The sequence below is a fragment of the Arthrobacter sp. P1_C12_2 genome (assembly GCF_056406415.1).
On sequence record NZ_JBFUAF010000015.1, the window covers coordinates 1 to 22,990 of the forward strand.

General features: G+C 67.5%; 20 protein-coding genes. 14 read left to right on the forward strand and 6 right to left on the reverse strand.

The window, feature by feature from the left end; all coding sequences use genetic code 11:
* The coding region (locus tag AC1DZQ_RS15545; RefSeq protein ID WP_476964436.1) for an FGGY family carbohydrate kinase at nucleotides 1-168 on the reverse strand (168 nt) is incomplete at its 3' end.
* A 381-nt stretch (nucleotides 169-549) separates the two neighbouring features.
* On the opposite strand from AC1DZQ_RS15545, the gene AC1DZQ_RS15550 reads away from it, so the two are divergent.
* From AC1DZQ_RS15550 to AC1DZQ_RS15610, 13 genes are all read left to right on the forward strand, one after another.
* The gene (locus AC1DZQ_RS15550) at nucleotides 550-2,601 is read left to right on the forward strand and encodes a hypothetical protein (RefSeq protein ID WP_476964345.1); all 2,052 of its coding nucleotides are present in this window, start codon (nucleotides 550-552) and stop codon (nucleotides 2,599-2,601) included.
* Between the two features lie 4 nt (nucleotides 2,602-2,605).
* Nucleotides 2,606-3,595, forward strand: coding sequence for an HAD-IIA family hydrolase (locus tag AC1DZQ_RS15555; protein ID WP_476964346.1), 990 nt, complete (start codon nucleotides 2,606-2,608; stop codon nucleotides 3,593-3,595).
* 9 nt (nucleotides 3,596-3,604) lie between these two features.
* Complete coding sequence (locus AC1DZQ_RS15560; protein WP_476964347.1) at nucleotides 3,605-3,961, forward strand: hypothetical protein; 357 nt, start codon at nucleotides 3,605-3,607, stop codon at nucleotides 3,959-3,961.
* Nucleotides 3,958-4,770: a TlyA family RNA methyltransferase gene (locus AC1DZQ_RS15565; RefSeq protein ID WP_476964348.1), complete on the forward strand. Its 813-nt coding sequence runs from the start codon at nucleotides 3,958-3,960 to the stop codon at nucleotides 4,768-4,770. The genes AC1DZQ_RS15560 and AC1DZQ_RS15565 overlap by 4 nt, the downstream gene beginning before the upstream one ends.
* A 22-nt stretch (nucleotides 4,771-4,792) precedes the next feature.
* Nucleotides 4,793-5,830, forward strand: a complete 1,038-nt coding sequence (locus AC1DZQ_RS15570; RefSeq protein ID WP_476964349.1) for an NAD kinase — start codon at nucleotides 4,793-4,795, stop codon at nucleotides 5,828-5,830.
* A 3-nt stretch (nucleotides 5,831-5,833) separates the two neighbouring features.
* Entirely contained in the window at nucleotides 5,834-7,570 is a 1,737-nt protein-coding gene (recN, locus tag AC1DZQ_RS15575; RefSeq protein ID WP_476964350.1) for a DNA repair protein RecN, read from the forward strand.
* A 100-nt stretch (nucleotides 7,571-7,670) separates the two neighbouring features.
* The gene (locus AC1DZQ_RS15580) at nucleotides 7,671-9,464 is read left to right on the forward strand and encodes a CTP synthase (RefSeq protein WP_476964351.1); all 1,794 of its coding nucleotides are present in this window, start codon (nucleotides 7,671-7,673) and stop codon (nucleotides 9,462-9,464) included.
* Between the two features lie 27 nt (nucleotides 9,465-9,491).
* Nucleotides 9,492-10,157, forward strand: a complete 666-nt coding sequence (locus tag AC1DZQ_RS15585; protein WP_476964352.1) for an NUDIX domain-containing protein — start codon at nucleotides 9,492-9,494, stop codon at nucleotides 10,155-10,157.
* A gap of 8 nt (nucleotides 10,158-10,165) precedes the next feature.
* A complete protein-coding gene (xerD, locus tag AC1DZQ_RS15590; RefSeq protein WP_476964437.1) occupies nucleotides 10,166-11,221 on the forward strand; it encodes a site-specific tyrosine recombinase XerD in 1,056 nt (351 codons plus the stop codon).
* Nucleotides 11,222-11,287: 66 nt separating this feature from the next.
* Nucleotides 11,288-11,776: an 8-oxo-dGTP diphosphatase gene (locus AC1DZQ_RS15595; RefSeq protein ID WP_476964353.1), complete on the forward strand. Its 489-nt coding sequence runs from the start codon at nucleotides 11,288-11,290 to the stop codon at nucleotides 11,774-11,776.
* An 86-nt stretch (nucleotides 11,777-11,862) separates the two neighbouring features.
* Nucleotides 11,863-12,354: an RNA polymerase sigma factor gene (locus AC1DZQ_RS15600; protein ID WP_476964354.1), complete on the forward strand. Its 492-nt coding sequence runs from the start codon at nucleotides 11,863-11,865 to the stop codon at nucleotides 12,352-12,354.
* A complete protein-coding gene (locus tag AC1DZQ_RS15605; RefSeq protein ID WP_476964355.1) occupies nucleotides 12,347-13,834 on the forward strand; it encodes a hypothetical protein in 1,488 nt (495 codons plus the stop codon). The genes AC1DZQ_RS15600 and AC1DZQ_RS15605 overlap by 8 nt, the downstream gene beginning before the upstream one ends.
* Before the next feature lie 230 nt (nucleotides 13,835-14,064).
* Nucleotides 14,065-14,955: a hypothetical protein gene (locus AC1DZQ_RS15610; protein WP_476964356.1), complete on the forward strand. Its 891-nt coding sequence runs from the start codon at nucleotides 14,065-14,067 to the stop codon at nucleotides 14,953-14,955.
* Between the two features lie 130 nt (nucleotides 14,956-15,085).
* Here AC1DZQ_RS15610 and AC1DZQ_RS15615 read toward each other — a convergent pair whose 3' ends face one another.
* From AC1DZQ_RS15615 to AC1DZQ_RS15630, 4 genes are all read right to left on the reverse strand, one after another.
* Nucleotides 15,086-16,225, reverse strand: a complete 1,140-nt coding sequence (locus tag AC1DZQ_RS15615; RefSeq protein ID WP_476964357.1) for a bifunctional 2-methylcitrate synthase/citrate synthase — start codon at nucleotides 16,223-16,225, stop codon at nucleotides 15,086-15,088.
* 62 nt (nucleotides 16,226-16,287) lie between these two features.
* On the reverse strand, nucleotides 16,288-17,190 hold the full coding sequence (gene prpB / locus AC1DZQ_RS15620) for a methylisocitrate lyase (protein ID WP_476964358.1): 903 nt from the start codon (nucleotides 17,188-17,190) through the stop codon (nucleotides 16,288-16,290).
* Nucleotides 17,190-18,710, reverse strand: coding sequence for an MmgE/PrpD family protein (locus tag AC1DZQ_RS15625; RefSeq protein ID WP_476964359.1), 1,521 nt, complete (start codon nucleotides 18,708-18,710; stop codon nucleotides 17,190-17,192). The genes prpB and AC1DZQ_RS15625 overlap by 1 nt, the downstream gene beginning before the upstream one ends.
* A complete protein-coding gene (locus AC1DZQ_RS15630) occupies nucleotides 18,703-19,362 on the reverse strand; it encodes a GntR family transcriptional regulator (RefSeq protein WP_476964360.1) in 660 nt (219 codons plus the stop codon). The genes AC1DZQ_RS15625 and AC1DZQ_RS15630 overlap by 8 nt, the downstream gene beginning before the upstream one ends.
* A gap of 189 nt (nucleotides 19,363-19,551) precedes the next feature.
* On the opposite strand from AC1DZQ_RS15630, the gene AC1DZQ_RS15635 reads away from it, so the two are divergent.
* Entirely contained in the window at nucleotides 19,552-21,462 is a 1,911-nt protein-coding gene (locus AC1DZQ_RS15635; RefSeq protein ID WP_476964361.1) for an AMP-binding protein, read from the forward strand.
* A gap of 198 nt (nucleotides 21,463-21,660) precedes the next feature.
* Here AC1DZQ_RS15635 and AC1DZQ_RS15640 read toward each other — a convergent pair whose 3' ends face one another.
* Entirely contained in the window at nucleotides 21,661-22,944 is a 1,284-nt protein-coding gene (locus AC1DZQ_RS15640; RefSeq protein WP_476964362.1) for a hypothetical protein, read from the reverse strand.
* Between the last annotated feature and the right edge of the window lie 46 nt (nucleotides 22,945-22,990).

The window sequence follows — 22,990 nt, forward strand, 5'->3', positions numbered from 1 at the left end:
CGATGCCGTTCCGGTAGTCCGCCGGATCCTATCCTGCTCCGCCCAGCCGCTGTGCGGGTGCGCCATCGCATACCCCGCACTGGCCGTCGCGACGATCCCGCCCTCCGGCGACATCAGCACCGCCTTCGCGCTCTGCGACCCGAGGTCACAGCCGATTACATATCCCAATGAAATACTCCTTTGTATCCCAGCGGCCGTCCCCCGAAGCCATCACCATCTGCGTAAGTCGTCAGACGTCTAATAACTACGATACGGGTAGTGTTCCGTGATCGTCAACTCGCCGAACCGGCCGCCCGGTCCAGGCCTCGCCAGGGAAAGCCGCCTGGTTCGTGAACAGCCCCTCGCGCCCCTGCGGCTGCGGCGTTGTGAGTCGTGCCACCGACGGGCACTCTTGAGGGTTGCCGTTAGCCGGGGGCGGGTTGCTCGCCTAGAATTGGGGGAGAGGTACGGACTTCGAAGCGCTTGATTTCGGGTTGCGTAGGTAACGAAACACGGAACAGAGCGGCTGCGATTGCGCCAGTGGTCAGCTCGCAACAGGAGGATTCCAGCATGGCTGAGCACAATGATGGCAACCGTGGCGGCAAGGCCCACGACAACTCTGGCGGACGCAGTTCCGGTGGAGCCCCTTTCCGCGGCACCAGCAACTCGGGCGGCGATCCTCGCGGGTTCCGCTCCAGGGAAGACCGTGACCGCAAGCCGTACGGCGAACGTGCTCCGCGTGAGGGCGGGGATCAGCGTGGCTTCGGCAACAGCGAACGTAAGCCGTACAGCGGCGGCGGTGAGCGCAAGCCCTATGGTGATCGTGCTCCGCGTGAAGGCGGAGGCCAGCGCAGCTTCGGTGGCGATAGCCGTCCGTCCTATGGTGACCGTAAGCCGTACAGCGGCGGCGGTGAGCGCAAGCCGTATGGTGATCGTGCTCCACGTGAAGGCGGAGGCCAGCGCAGCTTCGGTGGCGATAGCCGTCCGTCCTATGGTGACCGTAAGCCGTACAGCGGCGGTGGCGACCGTGACCGTAAGCCCTATGGCGATCGGGCCCCGCGTGAAGGCGGAGGCCAGCGCAGCTTCGGCGGCGGCGCCGAGCGCAAGCCATACAGCGGCGGTGGCGATAGCCGCCCCTCCTATGGTGACCGCAAGCCATATAGCGGCGGTGGCGACCGTGACCGTAAGCCCTATGGTGATCGGGCCCCGCGTGAAGGCGGAGGCCAGCGCAGCTTCGGCGGCGGCGCCGAGCGCAAGCCATACAGCGGCGGTGGCGATAGCCGCCCCTCCTATGGCGACCGTAAGCCGTACAGCGGCGGTGGCGACCGTGACCGCAAGCCCTATGGTGATCGGGCCCCGCGTGAAGGCGGAAGCCAGCGCAGCTTCGGCGGCGGCGGCGACCGCAAGCCGTACGGCAGCGGCGACAACCGCAAGCCCTTCGGCACCCGCGAGGACCGTCCGGCACGCAGCTTCGACCGCGGCGAATCAGGCCCGCGCCAGTACGGGCGCGACCGCCCCGAGGACCGTCCAGTACGCGTGCCCAATGCCCGCGATCTCCGCAGCGCCAACCGCCCCGACCGCGAGCGTTCACCGCAGATCGACGAGGACGTCACGGGCAAGGAACTTGACCGCGCCACCCAGCACCAGATCAAGACCCTCGAAGGCACCAGCGCCGAATGGGTGGCCCGCCACCTCGTCATGGCGGGACGGCTTCTGGACGAGGAACCTGAGCTTGCCTTCCAGCATGCCCTGGCAGCCAGCCGCCGCGGCGGACGCCTCGCGTCCGTCCGCGAAGCTGTCGGCCTGACCGCCTATGCAGCCGGCCACTATGGTGAGGCCCTCCGGGAATTCCGCACCTACCGCCGGATCAGCGGCTCCAACATGCACCTGCCTGTTATGGCCGACTGCGAACGTGGCCTTGGCCGCCCGGACCGTGCCCTGGACATGGCCCGATCGGACGAGGCCAAGGATCTCGATGCCCCCGGCAAGGTGGAACTGGCTATCGTCGCAGCCGGAGCCCGCACCGACCTCGGGCAGCTCGACGCCGCGGTTTCCGAACTGGAAATCCCGCAGCTGGACATCAACCGCGCCTTTTCCTACAGCCCCCGGTTGTTCCGCGCCTATGCTGAAGCGCTGACGGCCGCCGACCGCGCTGCCGAAGCCGCCAAATGGCAGCGGCAGGCCACCGTGGCAGAAAACGCGCTGGGCCTCGGAGTCGACGAGGAACCCGACATCATCGATCTCGGCTGGGACGAAGAGGAAGAGGCCCGCGAGGAGGAGCGGCAGCGCCGCCTCCGGGCGCAGGAGCATGCCGACACGCACGCCGAAACCGAAGAGCGCGCCCCGCGTGCCGCTGCCGCGGCAGAAGCCACCGGCGCCGCAGCCGAAGCGGCCGGGCTGAACGGCATCGACGACACCGCCGACGACGCAGAAACTGACTACTTCGAGTCCGACGACGCCGAGTCCGACCAGGATTCGCTCGAAGCCGACGTGCTCGACGAAGCCGACGACGAGGCCGACGACGAGGCCGACAACGCAGCCGACGGGGAACCGACCGCTGAAGCGGATCACGACGGGCTCGACGACTCAGAGCCTGCCCAGCGTGAACGTGTGGAGGACTAATCGCATGACGGGTGCTGCCCTGATCTCCACCTTTGATGCCCTGCTCGCTGACCTCGACGGCGTGGTCTACGCCGGCCCGCACGCCATCCCCGGGGCCGTCGAGTCGCTGCGTCGGCTGGCCGGTGTCGGCGTCGGGCTGGGCTACGTTACCAACAACGCGTCCCGTTCTCCGGCGCAGGTAGCGCAACACCTGCGCGATCTCGGCGCCCCCGCCGAGGACCACCAGGTGGTGAGTTCCTCGCAGGCGGCGGCAGCACTGCTGGCCTCGCTGCTACCGGCCGGGGCACACGTGCTGATCACGGGCAGCGCCGCGCTGGCCCAGGAAATTGAGCTGGTCGGCCTGGTTCCCGTCCGCGGCGCGGAGGATGACCCGGTCGCCGTCGTGCAGGGCTTTAGCCCGGAAATCGCGTGGAAGGACCTCGCCGAGGCGTCGTACGTCGTCGCTGGCGGCGCCCTCTGGGTGGCGACCAACACGGATTGGTCTATTCCGCAGGCGCGCGGAATTGCCCCCGGTAACGGAACGCTCGTGGCGGCCGTAGCGGCCGCGACCGGCAAGAGCCCGATCGTGGCGGGCAAACCCGAGGCGCCGCTGTTCCACACGGCAGCCAAGCGGCTGGCCGCGGACCGGCCGCTCGTCGTCGGTGACCGCCTGGACACCGACATCCTGGGCGGCAACAACGCCGGCTTCGCCACCGTAGCTGTGCTGACCGGAGTGGACACGAGGGAATCGATCCTCGCCGCACGGTCTGTGGAACGTCCTGATTTCCTCATCAATGACCTGACCGGGCTGTACGCGCCGTACCCGGCCGTGGAGCACGACGCCGGGCGGTTCCGCAGCGGCACGGCCTCGGCGATTGTACGGGGGCAGTCCGTCCACATCAGCGGCGATCCCGCCGACCTCGATTCGTGGCGTGCTGCCTGTTCGGCCTGGTGGGCCGCGAACCCCGAGACGACCAGCGCATTGGCTCCGGTCCTCGAGTGGTCCGATCACTAGGCTGGACACATGACCGAGCCAAACCACGAGCCCAATCTTGCGCCAGACCGGGCCCCAAAGGAGCTGTCAGCTGAGGCGGAGACGCAGAGCGCCGCTGCCGGCGTCGTCTGGCCTGACCTGCCGGCGCAGCAGCTCCCGGCGGACCCGTCCGGGCACGCGGCACAAGAACAGCAAACGCAAGCCCTGGACCCGGCCGTCAACGCTGTGCTGGACCGCCTAGCGGCCGTGCGGAACACTCCTGTGTCCGGACACGGCGAAGTCTATGCGGGCATGCATGATGCCCTGCTGGAGGCTCTGAACGAAGACGTTGCCAGCCACGCCGCCGTGGCCCGCCGTATCCATGCCACGGGGGACGGGGGATCGTGAGCCGACTCGACCAGGCCCTCGTCAGCCGGGGGCTCGCCAGGTCTCGGACCCATGCCGCCCGGCTGATTTCCGAGGGCAAGGTGAGCTCCGGCGGCGAGGTCCTCGCCAAGGCGTCACTTCAAATCCCGGACGACGCGGCGCTGGACGTCACGGCCTCCGCCGAGGACGGCTACGTCAGCCGCGCCGGGCACAAACTGGCCGGCGCGCTGGATGCCTTCCCCGCCGTCGACGTCGCGGGCAAACGGTGCCTCGACGCCGGTGCCTCGACCGGCGGGTTCACGGATGTGCTGCTTCGGCGCGGAGCCGCCCACGTGGTGGCCGTGGACGTCGGGCACGGCCAGCTGGTGCCGGAAATCCGGAACGACTCCCGCGTTGCCGTGCACGAAGGCCTCAACGTCCGGTACATGACGCCCGAGGAAATCGGCGGACCGGCCGCGTTGACGGTGGCGGACCTGTCCTTCATCTCGCTGACGCTGGTGGTGGCGCCACTCAGGGCCTGTACCGAGCCCGGCGGCGACCTCGTCCTCATGGTCAAGCCGCAGTTCGAGATCGGCAAGGACCGGCTGGGGCGCAGCGGCGTGGTCACCTCGGAACGGGAACGCCGGATGGCCGTGGGTAAGGTGGCAGTTGCCGCCGCGGACGCGGGGCTCGAATTGAAAGGGCTCGCCCAAAGTCCGCTGCCGGGCCAAGACGGCAATGTCGAATACTTCCTGTGGATAAAACGCGCGATGTCGGAAGTCCCGCCTAAGATCGAGGAGCGGGACGCAGCCGTTGCTGCGTTGCTCGGAACAATCTGGCCGAACCACTAGTACCACCAGAAGGCGGAACCCGATGAGCAGGCGTGTCCTCATCCTGGCCCACACAGGGCGCGAGGAGTCCCTCAAGGCTGCCTGGGAAGCGTGCGCCCTGCTGCATGAATCCGGTCTGGTCCCCGTGCTGCAGGACAACGAACTCGGGGACATGGTCCGCTTCTTCGGCCGGCTCGACCACCCTGTCGAGGTCCTCCACGACCACGTGAAGCTGCCCGAGGTAGAACTCGTCATGGTGCTGGGCGGGGACGGCACCATCCTCCGCGCTGCCGAGCTGGTCCGCGAAGTCGACGTGCCACTGCTCGGGGTGAACCTCGGCCACGTGGGGTTCCTGGCCGAGAGCGAGCGGGCCGACCTCGCCCAGACCGTCGAGTGGATCGCCAGCCGTGACTACACGGTGGAGGAGCGCATGACGATCGACGTCCAGGTCTGGGTCCGCGGGCAGAAGATCTGGCACACGTGGGCCCTCAACGAGGCCGCGATCGAAAAGGGCAACCGGGAACGGATGCTGGAGGTGGTCACGGAAGTCGACGAACGCCCCCTGACCTCATTCGGCTGCGACGGCGTGGTCCTGGCGACGCCCACCGGCTCCACTGCCTACGCGTTTTCCGCCGGCGGCCCTGTGGTGTGGCCCGAGGTCGAGGCTCTCCTGATCGTGCCGATCAGTGCCCATGCCCTCTTCGCGAAGCCGCTCGTGGTCTCGCCCAGGTCCCGGCTCGCAGTCGAGATCCTGAACCGGACCGACGCCCAGGGCGTCCTCTGGTGCGACGGCCGCCGGTCGGTGGATCTGCCGCCCGGCGCGCGCGTCGAAGTGACCCGCTCCGCGACGCCCGTGCGGCTGGCCAGGCTGCGCCAGACCCCCTTCTCCGGCCGGCTCGTGCGCAAATTCGAGCTCCCGATCCAGGGCTGGCGCGGCCCCATGCCGCAGGCCGAGGCCATCCACACCGGCCCCGTCCCGATAATCCGTACACCCCGTCCCATGCCGCCGCTGCCCCTGCCGCGCGACGCGGGACCCGGTGACGCCCCCGATCCCTCGCCAGATCCCTCAACCGAGAAGTGAACCATGCTTGAAGAACTGCGTATCCGCGACCTCGGCGTCATCACCGACGCCACCTTGCCGCTGGGCCCGGGCCTGAGCGTGGTGACCGGTGAAACGGGCGCCGGCAAGACCATGGTGGTGACCGCCGTCGGCCTGCTCCTCGGTGCCAGGTCCGATGCCGGCGCCGTCCGCAGCGGCGCAAAGAGCGCCTCGGCGGAGGCCGTGCTCAAGCTCGACGCCGGGCACGCCGCCGTCGCACGGTCCAGGGAGGCCGGTGCCGAGGTGGAGGAGTTCGACGGCGGGGTGGAACTGCTGCTGGCCCGCAGCGTCGGAGCCGACGGCCGCAGCCGAGCCTATCTGGGCGGACGCGCCGCGCCGGTCGGGGTGCTGGCCGAAATTGGCGAAACCCTGGTGGTGGTGCACGGGCAGTCGGACCAGATCCGGCTCAAGAGCCCGGTGGCGCAACGCGGGGCCCTGGACAAATTCGCAGGCGAGAGCCTTGCGGGCACACTTGCCGCGTATCAGGACCTCTACGCGCACTGGCATGCCAGCCAGGGCGAGCTGGACTCCTTGCGCAGTGCCGCGCGGGAACGCCTCCGCGAGGCCGAGTCGCTGCAGGCTGCCCTGGCCGAGATCGACGCCGTGGACCCGCAACCGGGGGAGGACGACGCCCTCAAGGCCGAGGCCGTGAAACTGGCCAACGTCGAGGAACTGCGGATCGCGGCCAGCACCGCCCACCAGGCGCTCATCGCCGAGGACTTCGGGGAGGAAGCCGACGCCACCACACTCGTGGACGCCGCAAAGCGCACCCTGGAGCACGTTGCCGAACACGACGAGGAGCTGGGCTCGGCCGCGGCACGCCTGGCCGAGGTCGGCTTCCTGCTCAACGACATCGCCGCGGAACTCGCCAGCTACCAGGCCGCCCTTGACACGGAGGGCCCGGAGCGGCTCGCGGAGATCGAGGACCGCCGGGCCGCGCTGGCCAAGCTGGTCCGCAAGTACGCGCCGAGCATCGACGAGGTGCTGGTCTGGGCCGAGGCCGCCCGGGCCCGGCACGAGGAACTGCAGGACGACTCCACGCGGATCGAATCGCTGGACGCCGAGGTCGCCCGGGCCGAAGCCGAGCTCCGGAAGAAGGCCGCCGCGATCAGCAAGGCGCGCACGAAGGCCGCCAAGGACCTCTCCGCTCGGGTCAGTGCGGAGCTGACGGCGCTGGCCATGGCCGACGCCACCCTGGTCATCAACGTGGAGACCGCAGGCCAGTTGGGGCCGTTTGGGGCCGATGAGATCTCGTTCCTGCTGCAGCCGCACTCCGGCGCGCCGGCCCGGCCGCTGGGCAAGGGCGCCTCGGGCGGTGAACTCTCCCGCGTCATGCTCGCCATCGAGGTGGTGCTGGCCGCCGTCGATCCCGTCCCGACGTTCGTCTTCGACGAGGTCGACGCCGGCGTCGGCGGCCGTGCCGCCGTCGAGATCGGGCGCCGGCTGGCGATGCTGGCCCAGCACGTCCAGGTCCTCGTCGTGACCCACCTGCCGCAGGTGGCCGCCTTCGCGAACCAGCACATCAGGGTCACCAAGACCTCCGTGCGGGGCGCCGACGGCGCTACCGCCACGGGCTTCACCTCCAGCGACGTGCAGCTGCTGGACGAGGCCGAGCGCGTCCGCGAACTGGCCCGCATGCTGGCAGGCCAGGAGGACTCGGAATCAGCCCAGGCCCACGCCCAGGAGCTGCTGGACGACGCCAAACTCCTCCCGCAAATTTAGGCGGCCAGGAAGGGACCTCCGCAAGGATTCCCGCAGGGACCGCTGCCAGGACAACAATCACATTGGGATCCCGCCAGGGAGCCCGTGGAAGGCCGAATTGATGATAAGCTCAAACCCCGTGGTGCAGCGATCAAATTCTCGTGTAAATTCCCGGTTTCCGGGCTCGTCCAAGACGACCAAACACATCTTCGTCACCGGTGGTGTAGCGTCCTCGCTCGGAAAGGGACTGACGGCTTCGAGCCTCGGCCACCTCCTGCGGGCACGCGGTCTGTCTGTAACAATGCAAAAGCTCGATCCTTATCTGAACGTGGATCCGGGCACGATGAACCCCTTCCAGCACGGCGAAGTCTTCGTCACTGACGACGGCGCCGAAACGGACCTGGACATCGGCCACTATGAGCGCTTCCTCGATGAAAACCTCGAAGGATCGGCCAACGTCACAACCGGCCAGGTCTACTCGACCGTCATCGCGAAGGAACGCCGCGGCGAATACCTCGGCGACACCGTCCAGGTCATCCCGCACATCACCGATGAGATCAAGCGGCGCATGCGACTTCCCGCCGAAGGCAAGAACGCCCCGGACGTCATCATCACCGAAATCGGCGGCACGGTGGGCGACATCGAGTCCCAGCCGTTCCTCGAATCCGCCCGCCAGGTCCGCCAGGACATCGGCCGCGGAAATGTGTTCTTCCTCCACGTGTCCCTCGTGCCGTACATCGGCCCGTCGCAGGAGCTGAAGACCAAGCCGACGCAGCACTCCGTCGCCGCGCTCCGCTCCATCGGCATCCAGCCGGAGGCAATCGTGATCCGTTCGGACCGCGAAGTCCCGCAGCCGATGCGGGACAAGATCGGCCGCATGTGCGACGTCGACATCGACGCCGTGATCGGCTGCCCGGACGCACCGAGCATCTACGACATCCCGAAGACCCTGCACTCCCAGGGCCTGGATTCGTACATCGTCCGCGCCCTGGACCTGCCGTTCAAGGATGTGGACTGGACCAGCTGGGACAAGCTGCTCGACGCCGTCCACAACCCGAAGCACGAAGTTGAAATCGCGCTCGTGGGCAAGTACATCGACCTGCCGGACGCCTACCTGTCCGTCACGGAGGCCCTGCGCGCCGGCGGCTTCGCCAACGACACCAAGGTCAAGATCCGCTGGGTCCCCTCGGACGAATGTGAAACCCGCGAGGGCGCCGTGCAGTCCCTGGCCGGCGTCGACGCCATCTGCGTTCCGGGCGGCTTCGGCATCCGCGGCCTCGAAGGCAAGCTTGGCGCCCTGAAGTACGCCCGCGAAACCAAGCTCCCGGTCCTGGGCCTCTGCCTGGGCCTGCAGTGCATGGTGATCGAATACGCCCGCAACGTCGTCGGCCTCGAGGGAGCATCCTCCTCCGAGTTCGAGCCGGACTCCAAGTACCCCGTCATCGCCACGATGGAAGAGCAGCTGGACATCGTTGACGGCAAGGGCGACCTCGGCGGCACCATGCGCCTGGGCCTGTACGAAGCCAAGCTCGACGAAGGCTCCGTCGTCGCCGAGACCTACGGCGCCACCAAGGTCAGCGAACGGCACCGCCACCGCTACGAAGTCAACAACAAGTACCGCGATCAGATCGCCGCCAAGGGCCTGAGCTTCTCCGGAACCTCGCCCGATGGCAAGCTGGTCGAGTTCGTGGAACTTCCCCGCGACGTCCACCCGTACTACGTGGCCACGCAGGCGCACCCCGAGCTCAGCTCGCGGCCCACGCGCCCGCACCCGCTGTTCGCGGGCCTGATCGAGGCTGCCCTTGGGCATCAGCGGGCTGGCAACGGCGTGCCTGAGGCCGTTCCCACGGCCAGTGCAAAGGCCGATGCCCCGGCTGCTGCGCCCAAGCCCTCGTCGGCAGCAGCGTCCAAGTAATCTCCAACTGAATCAAAGGACGGCGCGATGCCCGGTATGTCTGAGACCCCCAATGCTGCACGGCAGGTTTCGGATGAGCCGAGCCCGCGCCGTCTTTTGTCGTCCCGGAAGGTTTACGAAGGCAGGATCTGGGACGTCGTCAGCGACAGTTTCCAGCTCAACGACGACGGCGACACCCTGGTCCGGGACTACATCGACCATCCCGGCGCGGTGGCCATTCTCCCGATGAACGACGCCGGCGACGTGCTGCTGCTCCGGCAGTACCGGCACCCTGTCGGCATGGACCTTTGGGAGATCCCCGCAGGGCTGCTTGACGTCGAAGGGGAGGACTTCGTCGTGGGGGCCGCCCGCGAACTGGCCGAGGAAGCGGACCTCGTGGCGGACCGCTGGAACGTGCTGGCTGACTTCTTCAACTCCCCGGGTTCCTCCAGCGAGGCCATCCGCATCTACCTCGCCCGCGGCCTGAGCGAGGTGCCGGGACATGAGCGGCACGTCCGCACGGACGAGGAAGCCGAAATCGAACTGCACTGGACGCCGCTGGACGAGGCCGTGCAGGCGGTGCTGGACGGCCGCCTGCACAACCCGTCCGCCGTCGTCGGCGTGCTGGCCGCTGCCGCCGCCCGCGCCGGCAACTTCGAAAGCCTCCGCCCGGCCGACGCGCCCTGGCCCGCCCATCCCAGCCAGCGCCGCTAGTGGAACCGCTGATTGCCGAGCCGCCGGCCTCTGCTCAACTTCCGGTTCCGGCTCAAAGCCCGGCCCCCGCGCCGGCGCAGGCTGCCGCTCCCGAGCGTCCGCCCGCCCGGCCGCTGACAGCGGTCGACCGGGCAATCACTGACTACCTGCAGCACATGGGCGTGGAACGGGGCCTCGCGGCCAACACCCTCTCGGCCTACCGCCGGGACCTGGCCCGCTACGCCAGGCATCTCGCGCACGCCGGGCGGGAACGCCCCGCGGAGATCACCCGGCACGACGTCACCGGCTTCGTCCACGCGCTCTCCGACGGGTCCGACGGCGGCTCCGCCCTGGGCATCCGCTCGGCGGCCCGGACGGTGGTGGCCGTGCGCGGACTCCACAAGTTCTGGGCCCTCGAAGGCCTCACTCCCACCGACCCGGCCAGCGACGTCCACCCGCCCATGCCCGGCAAGCGGCTGCCCAAGGCCATCAGCGTCGGCGAGGTCACCCGGATCCTAGAGGCCGCGGGCACGGACACGGCCACCGGCTTGCGCGACCGCGCGCTGCTCGAGTTCCTCTATTCCACCGGTGCCCGCATCAGCGAGGCCGTGGGCCTGGATGTCGACGACATCTCCCTGCACACACCAGAACAGGCCGGCGAAGTCGACGGGCCGGCGATCGTCAGGCTGTTTGGCAAGGGCTCCAAGGAACGCCTCGTCCCGCTCGGATCCTATGGGGCACGCGCCCTCGACGCCTACCTCGTCCGCGGCCGGCCCCTGCTGGCCGCCAAGGGCAAGGGCACCCCTGCCTTGTTCCTCAACGCCCGCGGCGGCAGGATCAGCCGGCAAAGCGCCTGGACCATTTTGAAGGCGGCGGCGGACAAGGCCAACATCACCAAAGACGTTTCGCCGCATACGCTGCGGCACTCCTTCGCCACCCACCTGCTGGAGGGCGGCGCCGACGTCCGGGTGGTCCAGGAACTGCTGGGGCACGCCTCGGTCACCACCACACAGGTCTACACCCAGGTGACGGCCGATACGCTGCGGGAAATCTACGCCGCCGCGCACCCGAGGGCGCTGGGGTAAATTCGCGGCGCGGCACGCCTGCGGCGGGGCACCGCCGGCCCCGGGGCCTGGCGCTAGGGTGGATTCATGAACTCGACAGCTGTCACTCTGTGCTTCCTGCTACGCGACGGAGCTGCCGGCACGGAGGTCCTCCTCGGTACGAAGAAGACCGGGTTCGGTGTCGGCAAGATAGTGGGGCTGGGCGGGCACGTGGAACCGGGCGAGTCCGACGCCGAGGCTGCCTGCCGCGAAGTCTTTGAGGAATCCGGAATCGTGGTCACAGAGGATGACCTCCGCGTTGCTGGGCTGATCGAATTCGTCTTTCCCGCCCGGCCGGAGTGGAACATGTCCACGAGCCTTTTCACCACGCGCCGCTGGACTGGCGAACCCGCTGAAAGCCAGGAAATGATCCCGGAATGGTTCGAGGTCGCGTCCCTGCCGCTGGCGCGCATGTGGCAGGATGCCGAGCACTGGCTGCCACTGGCATTGGGGGAATGCGCTGTGGAAGCCGTCATCACCCTGAACGATGACAACGAGACTGTGGCCTCTGCGGAATATTCTTTGCGGGGCGTGTAACCGCGCTCTGGCGGCCGGAAACAATACAGTTATCCAGCAGTTTCGGACACAACTTACTTGGGGGATGCGTGCTTTCGGAGCGCGAATTGGCGTTCATTGCCATTCATAAGGACAGCTATCCGCAGGTCTACAGGTTTGTGCGGCGGCGGGTGGAATCGGCCGAGCTGGCAGAGGAACTCGCCGCGGACGTATTCCGGGTGGTGTGGCAGAAATGGGATGACGCGCCGCGGACGGATACCGCGTGGCTGCTGACGGTGGCTCGCAACCTGATCGGGAATGCGTACCGGAGCCGGGACCGGCAGCAGGCGCTGCAGGACAAGTTGCGCTCCGCGGCCGTTGTCCGATTCGGTGACGGCTCGGACAATGTGGCGGTCCAGGACGCCCTGGCCGGTTTGCGGGAGAAAGATCGGGATATTCTCCAGCTCGCCTATTGGGATGAATTGAGTATCGCTGACATCGCTGGCGTGCTGCACTGCAGCGAGTCCACCGCCAAGGTCCGGCTGCACCGGGCCCGCGCCGCCTTTCGCAAGCAGATGCCGGTCAGTGCTGAAACGATGACACAGAAGATGGGTGCCTGAGATGGATCCGATCAAGAACATGATTTCCGCGACGGACCCCGTGCACAACGATCCGTCCGTGCCCGACGGCGAGGCAGCACTGCGCCGGATGCTCGCCGAGCCCGCAGAGTTTAACGATAGCCTGCCGCACAATGTGTCCTCCCTCGCCGATCGGAAACAGCGGCGGGCCAGGCTGGCCGGCGTGCTGACGCTTGCCGCGGCGGCCGTCACCGCAGGCGTCCTGGTGGCGACCAACCTGGGTTACCTCACCACCGCCCCTGCACCGGCGGGCACCGTGGCTCCCACGGCGACCGCGACGGCCCCGGCCACTGCCTCGGCGAGTGTGCCGCCGTCGGCCACACCAACACCCACGGCAACATCCGCTCCGGCCGTCTGGAGCACGTTCACGGACGCGACCGGCCAAGCCACATTCGAGCTCCCCGCGAACTGGACCGTCTCCCAGACGCCGAAAACGATTCAGGGGGGTGAGTACAACACCGTTGAGGTGAAGAACCCCAGCGGCAAGACCATGTCAACTCTCAGCCTGGTCTACGACGGGACGGGAGGACCCGTGTGCCAGGATCCCAAGCCGTTCTCCACCCTCGATTCAGTTCTTCTCGACATCCCGCAAAAGGCGGAGAAACTCAAGGAAATGCCCCGCGGTCGGTCTACGTTTGTCTTCCGGATCGTCCAGGGAGACAAAGTCTATGGATCCATGGCCCTCAACGACGCAGAGCTGACCCCGGGCACCACAACGTGCGGCTTGTACAACAGCATCCTGGGCCCGGACAACATGCCCTTCGCGCACTTCGGCGATGCCCTGTGGCTCACGCCCGACGGCGGGAAGGCCGCACTCACCTTCGCCAGCGTGGCCGAGGCCAAGTCCTATATGCAGTCGCAGGAGTACCAAGACGTCAAGCGGATGCTGGTTTCACTGTCGTTGACGCCAACATCGACGCGCTTCACGAGCACGGCAGCTGATGTCTCGTTCAAACTGCCCATCGGCTGGACCGCGAAGGATGTGCCTGCAGGCACCCCGGACTTCCCGGCCACGGGAATCCAGGTTTCAGACGAAGCAGGCAAGAAGGTAGCGGGCTTCTACTACGGTGCCGGCGGCGGCCTCGGAGGGGCCTGCGGTCCGGAGAAGTACAAAACGATTGAGCTGGATACGGCAGCCTCGTCCCTGAACGAACAATGGGCCTTCGACTCTGGAGTCCGGTTCTCTTACCGTGTACTCGACCAGACAGCTGTGGGGAAGGGCTTTAGCTACCAGGTTGGCCTTGTGGACAAGACCAGCGGCCAGCTCACGGACAGCTGCCTCATGTATTCCGTGGTGAACGGCGCCCCCAGGCGTTCGCTGTCCTTCGCTGACCGGGATTCAAAGAGTCCTGACGAGCCGGTGTTCCAGAGCTTCGCGGAGGCTAAGGCGTACATGAGGACTCCGGAGTACAAGAAGCTCAAGAACATGATTGTCAGCCTCACGATGCCGGCAGACGGATAGCGCACTACGGCGGGCTGCGCACCTTTCAGGTGGCCAGGCCGCCGTCGGATCTTCAACCCGAATTTGGCCGCTTGACAAGCAACGCGCCCGGCTGGCCGGTGGCCTGCGGGTTGGAATGCCGCCGGGGCACTACGAGCCCGGCCGCACCCGACCAAACCGTCGACAGGAACCGCCAGTACAGAAAACCAGTAATTACAACTCGAAGCACCAACAGCACAATGGGGGATGACATGGATTCGACCAAGAAATACATCACAGGAAAGACTGCCTTCAGCCGCGAGGGGGCCGCGCCGCATTCCGCCGCGAAGCCTTCCAACCGCGTACTCGGGCCCCGGAAGGCTGCGGCGGCGGCCCTAGCCGCGGCCCTGTTGCTCGGCGCCACAGCCTGCGGCCAGTCCAGTGCTGGATCACCGGCTGCTGGGCAGGGCACCACAGCGGCGCCCGCGGCCACTGCGACGGCCTCCGCGACGGCGTCTGCGACGGCGGCCCAGGCTTCGTCGTCGGGAGCCGCCGCGACATCCGCGGCTCCGGCGCCGGAGCCGGAAAAATGGCAGAACTACACCAGTACAGGCGGAAAGGTCAGCTTCGACTACCCGGCGGAGTGGACGGTAGCGGCGACGCCCGGCACCGGCGGATCATCGCGCGTGCACGTCGACGTCACGGACGCCGAAGGCATGGCGGTCGCCTCGCTGGACTTTGGCCCATCCAATGCCGGGCTCGGCGGCGGCTGCCAGAACCCCGTCCCTTACAGCGTCCTGGACTCGATGGAACTCGCATTGCCGTACAACACAGCCGCGGCCGACACCATCACGCCGCGGTTTGTCTTCCGGGCCCTCCAGGAAGCAGACCGCGTCACCGCCTCCTACGGCATCACGGGCAGCGTGGCCGGCAAGGACGGAAGGGCCTGCATGTTCTACAACGTGGTCAGCGGCCCGGCAGAATCGCCGTTCTACTATTTCGCGGACACCGTCCAGGTCAACGCCGGCGGTGCAGAACCGATCGGCAACCGGAAGGGTGCCAAGACGTTCGCCTCGATGGAAGAGGCGAGGGCCTATATGCAGACCGCCGGGTACGTGAAGGCGAAGCGGATGATCACCTCGCTGAAAATCAAGCAGGTCTAGGGCAACGCCTGCGGGCAGAAAAAATGCAGGCAGAAAATGCGCGGGGCGGACAAACGCGGGCCGGGCCATCTTTCAAAGGTGGCCGGCCCGCGCTTCTTATCCGCAGTCCTACGTTTTGCAGGAGTCCTGACTACGCCAAGTGCCGTTCGTCGACGCCGTTGTACTCGCTCAACGGACGGATCAGGGAGTTCGAATCCAGCTGCTCCATGATGTGCGCCGTCCAGCCGGTGATGCGGCTCGCGACGAACAGCGGAGTGAACGTGGCGGTATCGAAGCCCATGAGGTGGTACGTGGGTCCGGTCGGGTAGTCGAGGTTCGGCTTGATCCCCTTCGCCTCGTCCATCGCCGTCTCGAGCCCGTTGTACAGCCCCAGCAACTCGGGCCGGCCATAGTGCGCGATCATCTTATCCAGCGCCGACTTCATGGTGGGCACCCGGGAGTCGCCGTGCTTGTAGACCCGGTGGCCGAAGCCCATGACCTTCTTCTTGTGCGCCAGGGCGTTTTCCATCCAGGCCTTGGCCCGGACGTGGGCGTCCTCCAGGGACTCCTCCGGCCGGATCCCGATCTCATCGAAGGTGTGCATGACGGCCTCGTTGGCGCCGCCGTGCAGCGAGCCCTTGAGGGCGCCAATGGCGCCGGTTACGGCCGAGTGCAGGTCCGAGAGCGTGGACGTGATCACCCGGGCCGTGAAGGTGGAGGCATTGAACGAGTGCTCGGCGTACAAAATCATGGAGACGTTGAACGCGTCAACCACCTCGGGGACAGCCTCCTCGCCGAAGGTCATCCACAGGAAGTTGGCGTCGTAACCCAGATCCTCGCGGGGCTCGACCACATCCTGGCCGTGGCGGCGGCGCTGATCGTAGGCCACCACGGCCGGCATCGCGGCGAACAGGTCAACGGCCTTGGCCAGGTTGGCTTCGCGCGAGGAATCCTCCGCCAAGGGGTGCCGGGCCCCCAACACCGATGTGGCAGTCCGGCAGACATCCATGGGGTGCGCGGTGGTGGGCAGCGCGTCGATCACCTGTTTGACGACCGGGTCCAGGGCACGCCCGGCGCGTTCCCGGGCGGTGAACTCCGCCAGCTGCTCCGCGGTGGGCAGCTCGCCGTTCCAGAGCAGGTACGCGACTTCCTCGAAGCTGCACCTGGCAGCCAGTTCCTGCACGGGGTAGCCGCGGTACAGCAGCGAGTTCGTGTCCGGGTTGACCTTGGAGACCGCGGTGTAGTCCACCACGACCCCGGCGAGGCCCTTTTTGATGTCCTGTTCAGCCATGCTGAAACTCCTTTGTTCCTAACGCCTGTATACCGGCACGTGCCGGAGATTCTATGCGGGGCTTACTTACCGGGGATCTGGAAATTAAAGACTCCGGTATCGAAACGGTTGTAAGCCTCGTAATCAACGAGATCGTACAAACGCGCACGGGTCAGCATGCTCCCAACCTGTGCCTCCTGGGTTCCGTCGGCCTTAATCGATTCCAGAGTACGCTCCGCAGCGCCCATGGCACTACGGAGCAGCGTCACCGGATAGATGACCATGTTGACGCCGACGCCGGCCAGTTCCTCCACGGTGAACAGGGCACTCTGGCCGAATTCGGTCATGTTGGCCAGGATCGGGACGTCGACGGCGTCACGGATGGCCTGGAACTCGCCCAGGTCCTTCATCGCCTCGGGGAAAATCGCGTCCGCACCGGCCTCCACGAGCGCTTTGGCGCGCTCCTGGGCGGCCTCGAGCCCGTCCGTGGCACGGATGTCGGTCCGGGCCATGATCAGGAAGTTCGGGTCGCGGCGGGCGTCGGCCGCGGCCCGGATCCGCTTGGTGGCGGTCTCCAGGTCCACGACGTTCTTCCCGTCGAGGTGGCCGCAGCGCTTGGGGTTGAACTGGTCCTCGATGTGGCAGCCGGCCAGGCCGGCGTTCTCGAGTTCCTGGACCGACCTGGCCACGTTCATGGGCTCACCGAAGCCGGTGTCGGCGTCGACGATTGCCGGCAGGTCCGTCATCCGGGCGATCTGCCCGGCGCGGGTGGCCACCTCGGTGAGGGTAGTCAGCCCGATGTCCGGCAGCCCGAGATCGTTGGCGAGGACGGCACCGGAAATGTACACCCCGGCGAAGCCCTTCTCCTCGATCAGCCGCGCCGAGAGCGGGTTGAACGCGCCGGGGAACTGGGCGATGGTGCCGGACGCGAGGAGTTCGCGGAACCGGATCCGCTTCTGCTCCGGCGTGACCTTCGAATACAGCATTAGAAGAGTCCCTTCGGGGCGCCCGCGAGGTCGATCACTCCGTCGGCGGCCTGGATGTTCAGCTGGTCCAGCTCGCCGGCGGCGAGCTCGGGGAGCCGGGCGGCAGCGGCAAGGAAGCGCTCGATCTCCTCGTCGGCCACAAGGCCGGCGGCGAGGGTGCGGAACTTGTTGACGTACTGCTCCCGCGCGAACGGCCGGGCGCCCAGCGGGTGCGCGTCGGCGACCGCGATGTCATCGGTGATGACGGTGCCGTCCTTGAGCGTGATCTCCACGGTGCCGCCGAAAGCCTTCTCGGCGATGTCCAGGGAGTGGTAGCGCCGGGTCCATTCCGGGTCCTCGACCGTGGTGACCTTGTGCCAGAGTTCCACGGTGTCGGGGCGGGCGRCGCGTTCCGGGGCGTAGGAGTCCACGTGGTGCCAGGTGCCGTCCTGCAGGGCGACGGTGAAAATGTACGGGATCGAGTGGTCCAGCGTCTCGCGGCTGGCCGTGGGGTCGTACTTCTGCGGGTCGTTGGCGCCGGAGCCGATCACGTAATGGGTGTGGTGGCTGGTCTTGATCAGCACGGACTCGACGTTGGCCGGGTCCGTGACCTCGGGGTGTTCGCCGTTGAGCTTGCGGGCGAGGTCGATCCACGCCTGGGCCTGGTATTCGGCCGAGTGTTCCTTGGTGTACGTGTCCATGATGGCCCGCTTGGCCTCGCCGGCTTCGGGCAGCGGCACGGTGTAGGAGGCGTCCGGGCCGTCCAGCATCCAGGCGATCACGCCGTCTTCGCCTTCGTAGATCGGCACCGGGGAGGTCTGGCCGCGCATCGCACGGTCCGCGGATTCGACGGCCATCTTGCCGGCGAACGCGGGGGCGTGGGCCTTCCACGTGGAGATTTCGCCCTTGCGGGACTGCCGGGTGGCGGTGGTGGTGTGCAGGCCCTGGCCGACGGACTGGAAGATGGTCTCGACGTCGAGTCCCAGCAGGGTGCCGATGCCGGCGGCGGCGGAGGGGCCGAGGTGCGCCACGTGGTCAATCTTGTGCTTGTGCAGGCAGATGGCCTTGACCAGGTTGACCTGGATCTCGTAGCCAGTGGCGATGCCGCGGATCAGGTCCTTGCCGCTGGAACCGACGTGCTGGGCGACGGCCAGGATCGGCGGGATGTTGTCGCCCGGGTGCGAGTAGTCCGCGGCCAGGAAGGTGTCGTGATAGTCGAGTTCGCGGACCGCGACGCCGTTGGCCCAGGCAGCCCATTCGGGGGAGACGCGTTCCTCGATGCCGAAGACCTTGGAACCCTTGCCGCCGGTGCTGGGGCCGTGGGTGAGGGCCTGGGCCCGGGCAGCGACGATCGGGGCACGGTTCAGGGACGCGATCGCCACCGAGGCGTTATCGATGATCCGGTTGATCACCATGTCGGTGACCTCATCGGTGACATCCACGGGATCCGCGGCGACCCTGGCGATCTTGTAGGCGAGCTGGTCCTCGCGGCCCAGGTTTTCCTCGCTCTTGTAGACGCGGACGTGGTGTTCCTTAACCATGGTGCTCCTTTTGCTGAGGTGTATGTGTGGCTTTGACGTGCGAAAGACTGCGGTGCAGGTGAAGCGTGGTGGCGGCCTCGGCCAACCGCGGGTTGCCGGCGGCGATCGCCTCGGCGATGGCGGCGTGCTCGGCGGCGGCGGCGGTGAGCCGTGCGGCGTCGTCGGCGGCCAGGCGGCGGACGCGCACGAGGTGGACGCGGAGGCTGCGCATGGCCTGGACCAGGTAGGCGTTGGAGATGGCGGCGTCAATGGCCGCGTCCAGCCGTCCGACCAGCCCGTAGTAGTCGTGCAGGGCCGGATCCTGCCCGCCGATCAGTTCCGGGGCGTGGAGCAGCTCGCGCCGGAGCTGTTCGAACGTCGCGGGGTCTCCGCGTTCGGCGGCCAGCGCGGCGGCCCTGCCTTCGAGGGTTTCGCGCAGTTCGAACAGTTCATCGATGTCGTCCAGGGAAATGTCGGTCACGACGACGCCGCGGCCGCCCGCCGTCGTCGTCAGGCCTTCGGCCGTGAGCCGGCTCAGGGCCTCCCGCAGCGGGGTGCGGGAGATGCCGAGGCGCTCCGACTGTTCCACCTCCGCGAGCACGGTTCCGGGCAGGAGGCGCCATTCGATGATGTCGTCGCGCAGGGCCGCGTAGGCCTTGTCGCTGGCGCGCATCCTGCCTCCTTCGGTGGGGGCTCCGTAACGGTGGAACAACAACAGTGTATACACGTGCGGGCACTTTGCCCAGCAATTGCCGCCTCCGAGAGGCAAATTGGTCAGCTGTGTATACAGTGACCCTTGTATCGCCGGTCCGCCCCGGTCTACCATGGGCTGCAACACAACGTCGTGGACAGGATGTAAGTCATGGTCACCAAGAGCTACCAGGCCGCCTACGAACGGAGCCTGGACCATCCCGCAGAGTTCTGGCTGGAGGCCGCGGAGGGGATCTCCTGGACGACGCCACCGCGGCAGGCCCTCGACGCGGGCCGGGCACCGCTCTACGACTGGTTTCCGGACGGTGTCCTGAACACCTCCTACAACGCCCTCGACCGGCACGTCGCCCAGGGCAGGGGTGCTCAGGACGCCCTGGTCTACGACTCCGCGATGTTGGGCATCCGGCAGAGCTACACCTATGCGGAACTGACAGACCTCGTGGCCCGGTTCGCCGGTGTCCTGCGCCGCAGCGGCGTCGGCAAGGGCGACCGCGTGGTGATTTACATGCCGATGATCCCCGAGGCGGCGATCGCGATGCTGGCCACCGCACGGCTCGGCGCCGTGCACTCGGTGGTCTTCGGCGGGTTCGCCCCCAAGGAACTTGCCGCCCGCATCCGCGACGCGGCCCCGGCGGCGGTCGTGACGGCGTCCGGTGGCATCGAGCCGTCGCGCCGGGTTGAGTACCTGCCCGCCGTCGCCGAGGCCCTCGGCATCGCCGGCGCCGCGGACACGCCCGTTCTGGTCAAGGCCAGGGAGGGCTTTGGTTCGACGGTGGCCTCCATGGCGGCCGAACAGCCCGGGTGGCTCGACTGGGACGCCGAGATGGCCTCCGCCGAGCCCGCCGCGCCGGTGGACGTCGCGGCCACGGATCCGCTGTACATCCTCTACACCTCGGGCACCACGGGGGCGCCGAAGGGCGTGGTGCGGGACAACGGCGGCCACGCGGTGGCGCTGAAGTGGACCATGGAAAACCTCTACGACGTCGGCCCCGGGGACGTCATGTGGACCGCCTCGGACGTCGGCTGGGTGGTGGGCCACTCCTACATCGTGTACGGGCCGCTGCTGGCCGGCGCCACCACTGTGCTGTACGAAGGCAAGCCGGTGGGGACGCCCGACGCCGGCGCGTTCTGGCGGGTGATCCAGGACCACCGGGTCAACGTGCTGTTCACCGCGCCCACCGCGCTGCGTGCCATCCGCAAGGCCGACCCAGAGGGCCGGCTCGTGGGCCAGTACGACATTTCCAGCCTGCGGACCCTGTTCGCGGCCGGCGAGCGGCTGGACACCGACACGTTCCACTGGGCCTCCCGGGTCCTGGGTGTTCCGGTGGTCGATCACTGGTGGCAGACGGAGACGGGCTGGGCCATCTGCGCCAACCCCCGCGGCCTCGGCGGGCTGCCGATCAAGGCCGGCTCACCGAGCGTCCCGATGCCCGGCTTCCGGCTCAACATCGTCGACGGCGGGGGCGGCGACGTCGAGGCCGGCACCGAAGGCAACATCGTCCTGGGCCTGCCGCTGCCGCCCGGCACCCTCACCACGCTCTGGCGCAACGACGAACGCTACATTTCCTCCTACCTCCAGGCGTTCGAGGGCTACTACGCCACCGGCGACTCCGGCTACCGGGACGGGGACGGCTATGTCTTTGTCATGGGCCGAACCGACGACATCATCAACGTCGCCGGGCACAGGCTCTCCACCGGCGCCATGGAACAGGTGATCGGCCAGCACCCGGCGGTCGCCGAATGCGCGGTGATCGGCCTCGCTGACCCGATCAAGGGCCAGCGTCCCAGCGGCTACGTTGTCCTCAAATCCGGGGTGGACATTGGCGAGGACGTCCTGGCCAGGGACCTGATCGCCTTGGTCCGGCGCGACATCGGGGCCGTGGCGGACTTCAAGCACGTCACCGTGGTGGAGGCCCTGCCCAAGACCCGCTCGGGAAAGATCCTGCGCAAGACGATGCGCCAGATCGCCGACGGCGAGACCTACGTGGTGCCCTCCACGATCGAGGACACCGGCGTGATCGACCAGCTGCTCGAAACCCTGCGCCCCGGCGTCCCGGACTAGCCGGGCAACGCCCGCGGCCCCAGTCCCGCGTCACGCGGGGCAGGCTTTTGGGCTCGTCCGCAGGCCCTTCTCAAGGCACGACGGCGGGAATCCGCCGTCGTGCCGAAATAGCCATCCCGAAACTCTGCGCTGCGTGACGCCCGGCAACGGCGTTGTTTGCCGAGTCACTTGTGCTCATCCGAACCCCGGCTCACAGCGCTAGGGGAGTGTGTAGCCGAAGACGTCGACGATCACGTGTGTGGATTCGGCACGCGGTACCCATTGGAGGATGGGCTGGATCTCAATCTTGCCGTCTTCTCCGATGGGTACGTAGGCCATGTTGGCGATCGTCTGCCGGCGGTCGAAGTTCAGATTGGAGGCATCCTGCCATGGCGCCTTGTAGCCGCGGGCCATGACGTAGCCGAAGGCTGTCGGTTCGGTTACCGTGATATTGACCCAGACGCCGGTGGCGTTGCTCGGGACCCCTTTGACGCCTGCGACCTGGACAGGCACGGTGTAGGCGCCGCCAACCGGACCGCGGGAGGTCCGGGTGTCGAGAAAGCGCGTCGGGGCGATGCCGGCGAACGCTCCCGATGTGGTCGGCGTTCCCGGCAGGAAATAGCCGACGACGTCGGCAATGACGTGAGCTTTTCCGGACGAGGTGTTTGCGATCGTCACCGTGCCGTCGGAACCCACCGGCACGACGGCAAGGCTGGGGATGGTCTGGCTTTTTGCGTAGTTCTGGTTCGAGACGTTCGGTTTTGGGGTGCCTGTTGGGTAGGCGGTGATGTATCCGAATGACGTCGGCTGCGTCACGGTGAGGTTCACGACGACCGCCGCGGCGTTGGTCGGAACGCCGGTGGTTCCTCCCAGACGGAGCGGCACGCTTCTGCCGCCGGCAACGGGACCTGAGGAAGTCCTGGTGTCGAGGAGCCTCTTGGGTACCACGGGCCGGTAGGAGCCCGGGGCGTCGGAGATCCCGGACATGTCGTAATACGCCAAGGCATCGACGGTGATCTGCACGCTTCCCGCCGACGTGTTCGCGATGGTGATCTGCCCGGTAGCGCCGACCTCCACGATGGCCAGGTTCGCCACCATCTGTCCCGGCCCGTAGTTGACGTTGGAGGTGTGCGGCGCCATGACGCCCGAGTGGTACGCGGTGAGGAATCCTGCTGCGGTGCCGTCGCTGGCCGTGATGTTCAGGACCACCGCCTGCGTGCTGGCGGGGAACCTGTTCTTGCCGGGGACATCGAATGAGACTGAGCCGCCGCCGGGCACAGGTCCGGACGACGTTCTTGTGTCAAAGATCCGCCCGGGCCCGTACGGCATGGGTTTGATGCCGCCGATAGGCCCGGTCCCGGCCATTGCCGGAGCGGGAACGGGACCAATGAGCACCGAGCACAGTGCGGCAAGCACCAGCAGGATGCGCACAAGCGGTGATTTGGTGTGGACGATCCGTGCGGCGGCCGGCAGGACCGCTCCAGCGCTACGTGAAGTATTCAATATGTTCCCCCCAATAACGGGACGCCAAGCGGCGGCCTGTGAGTGA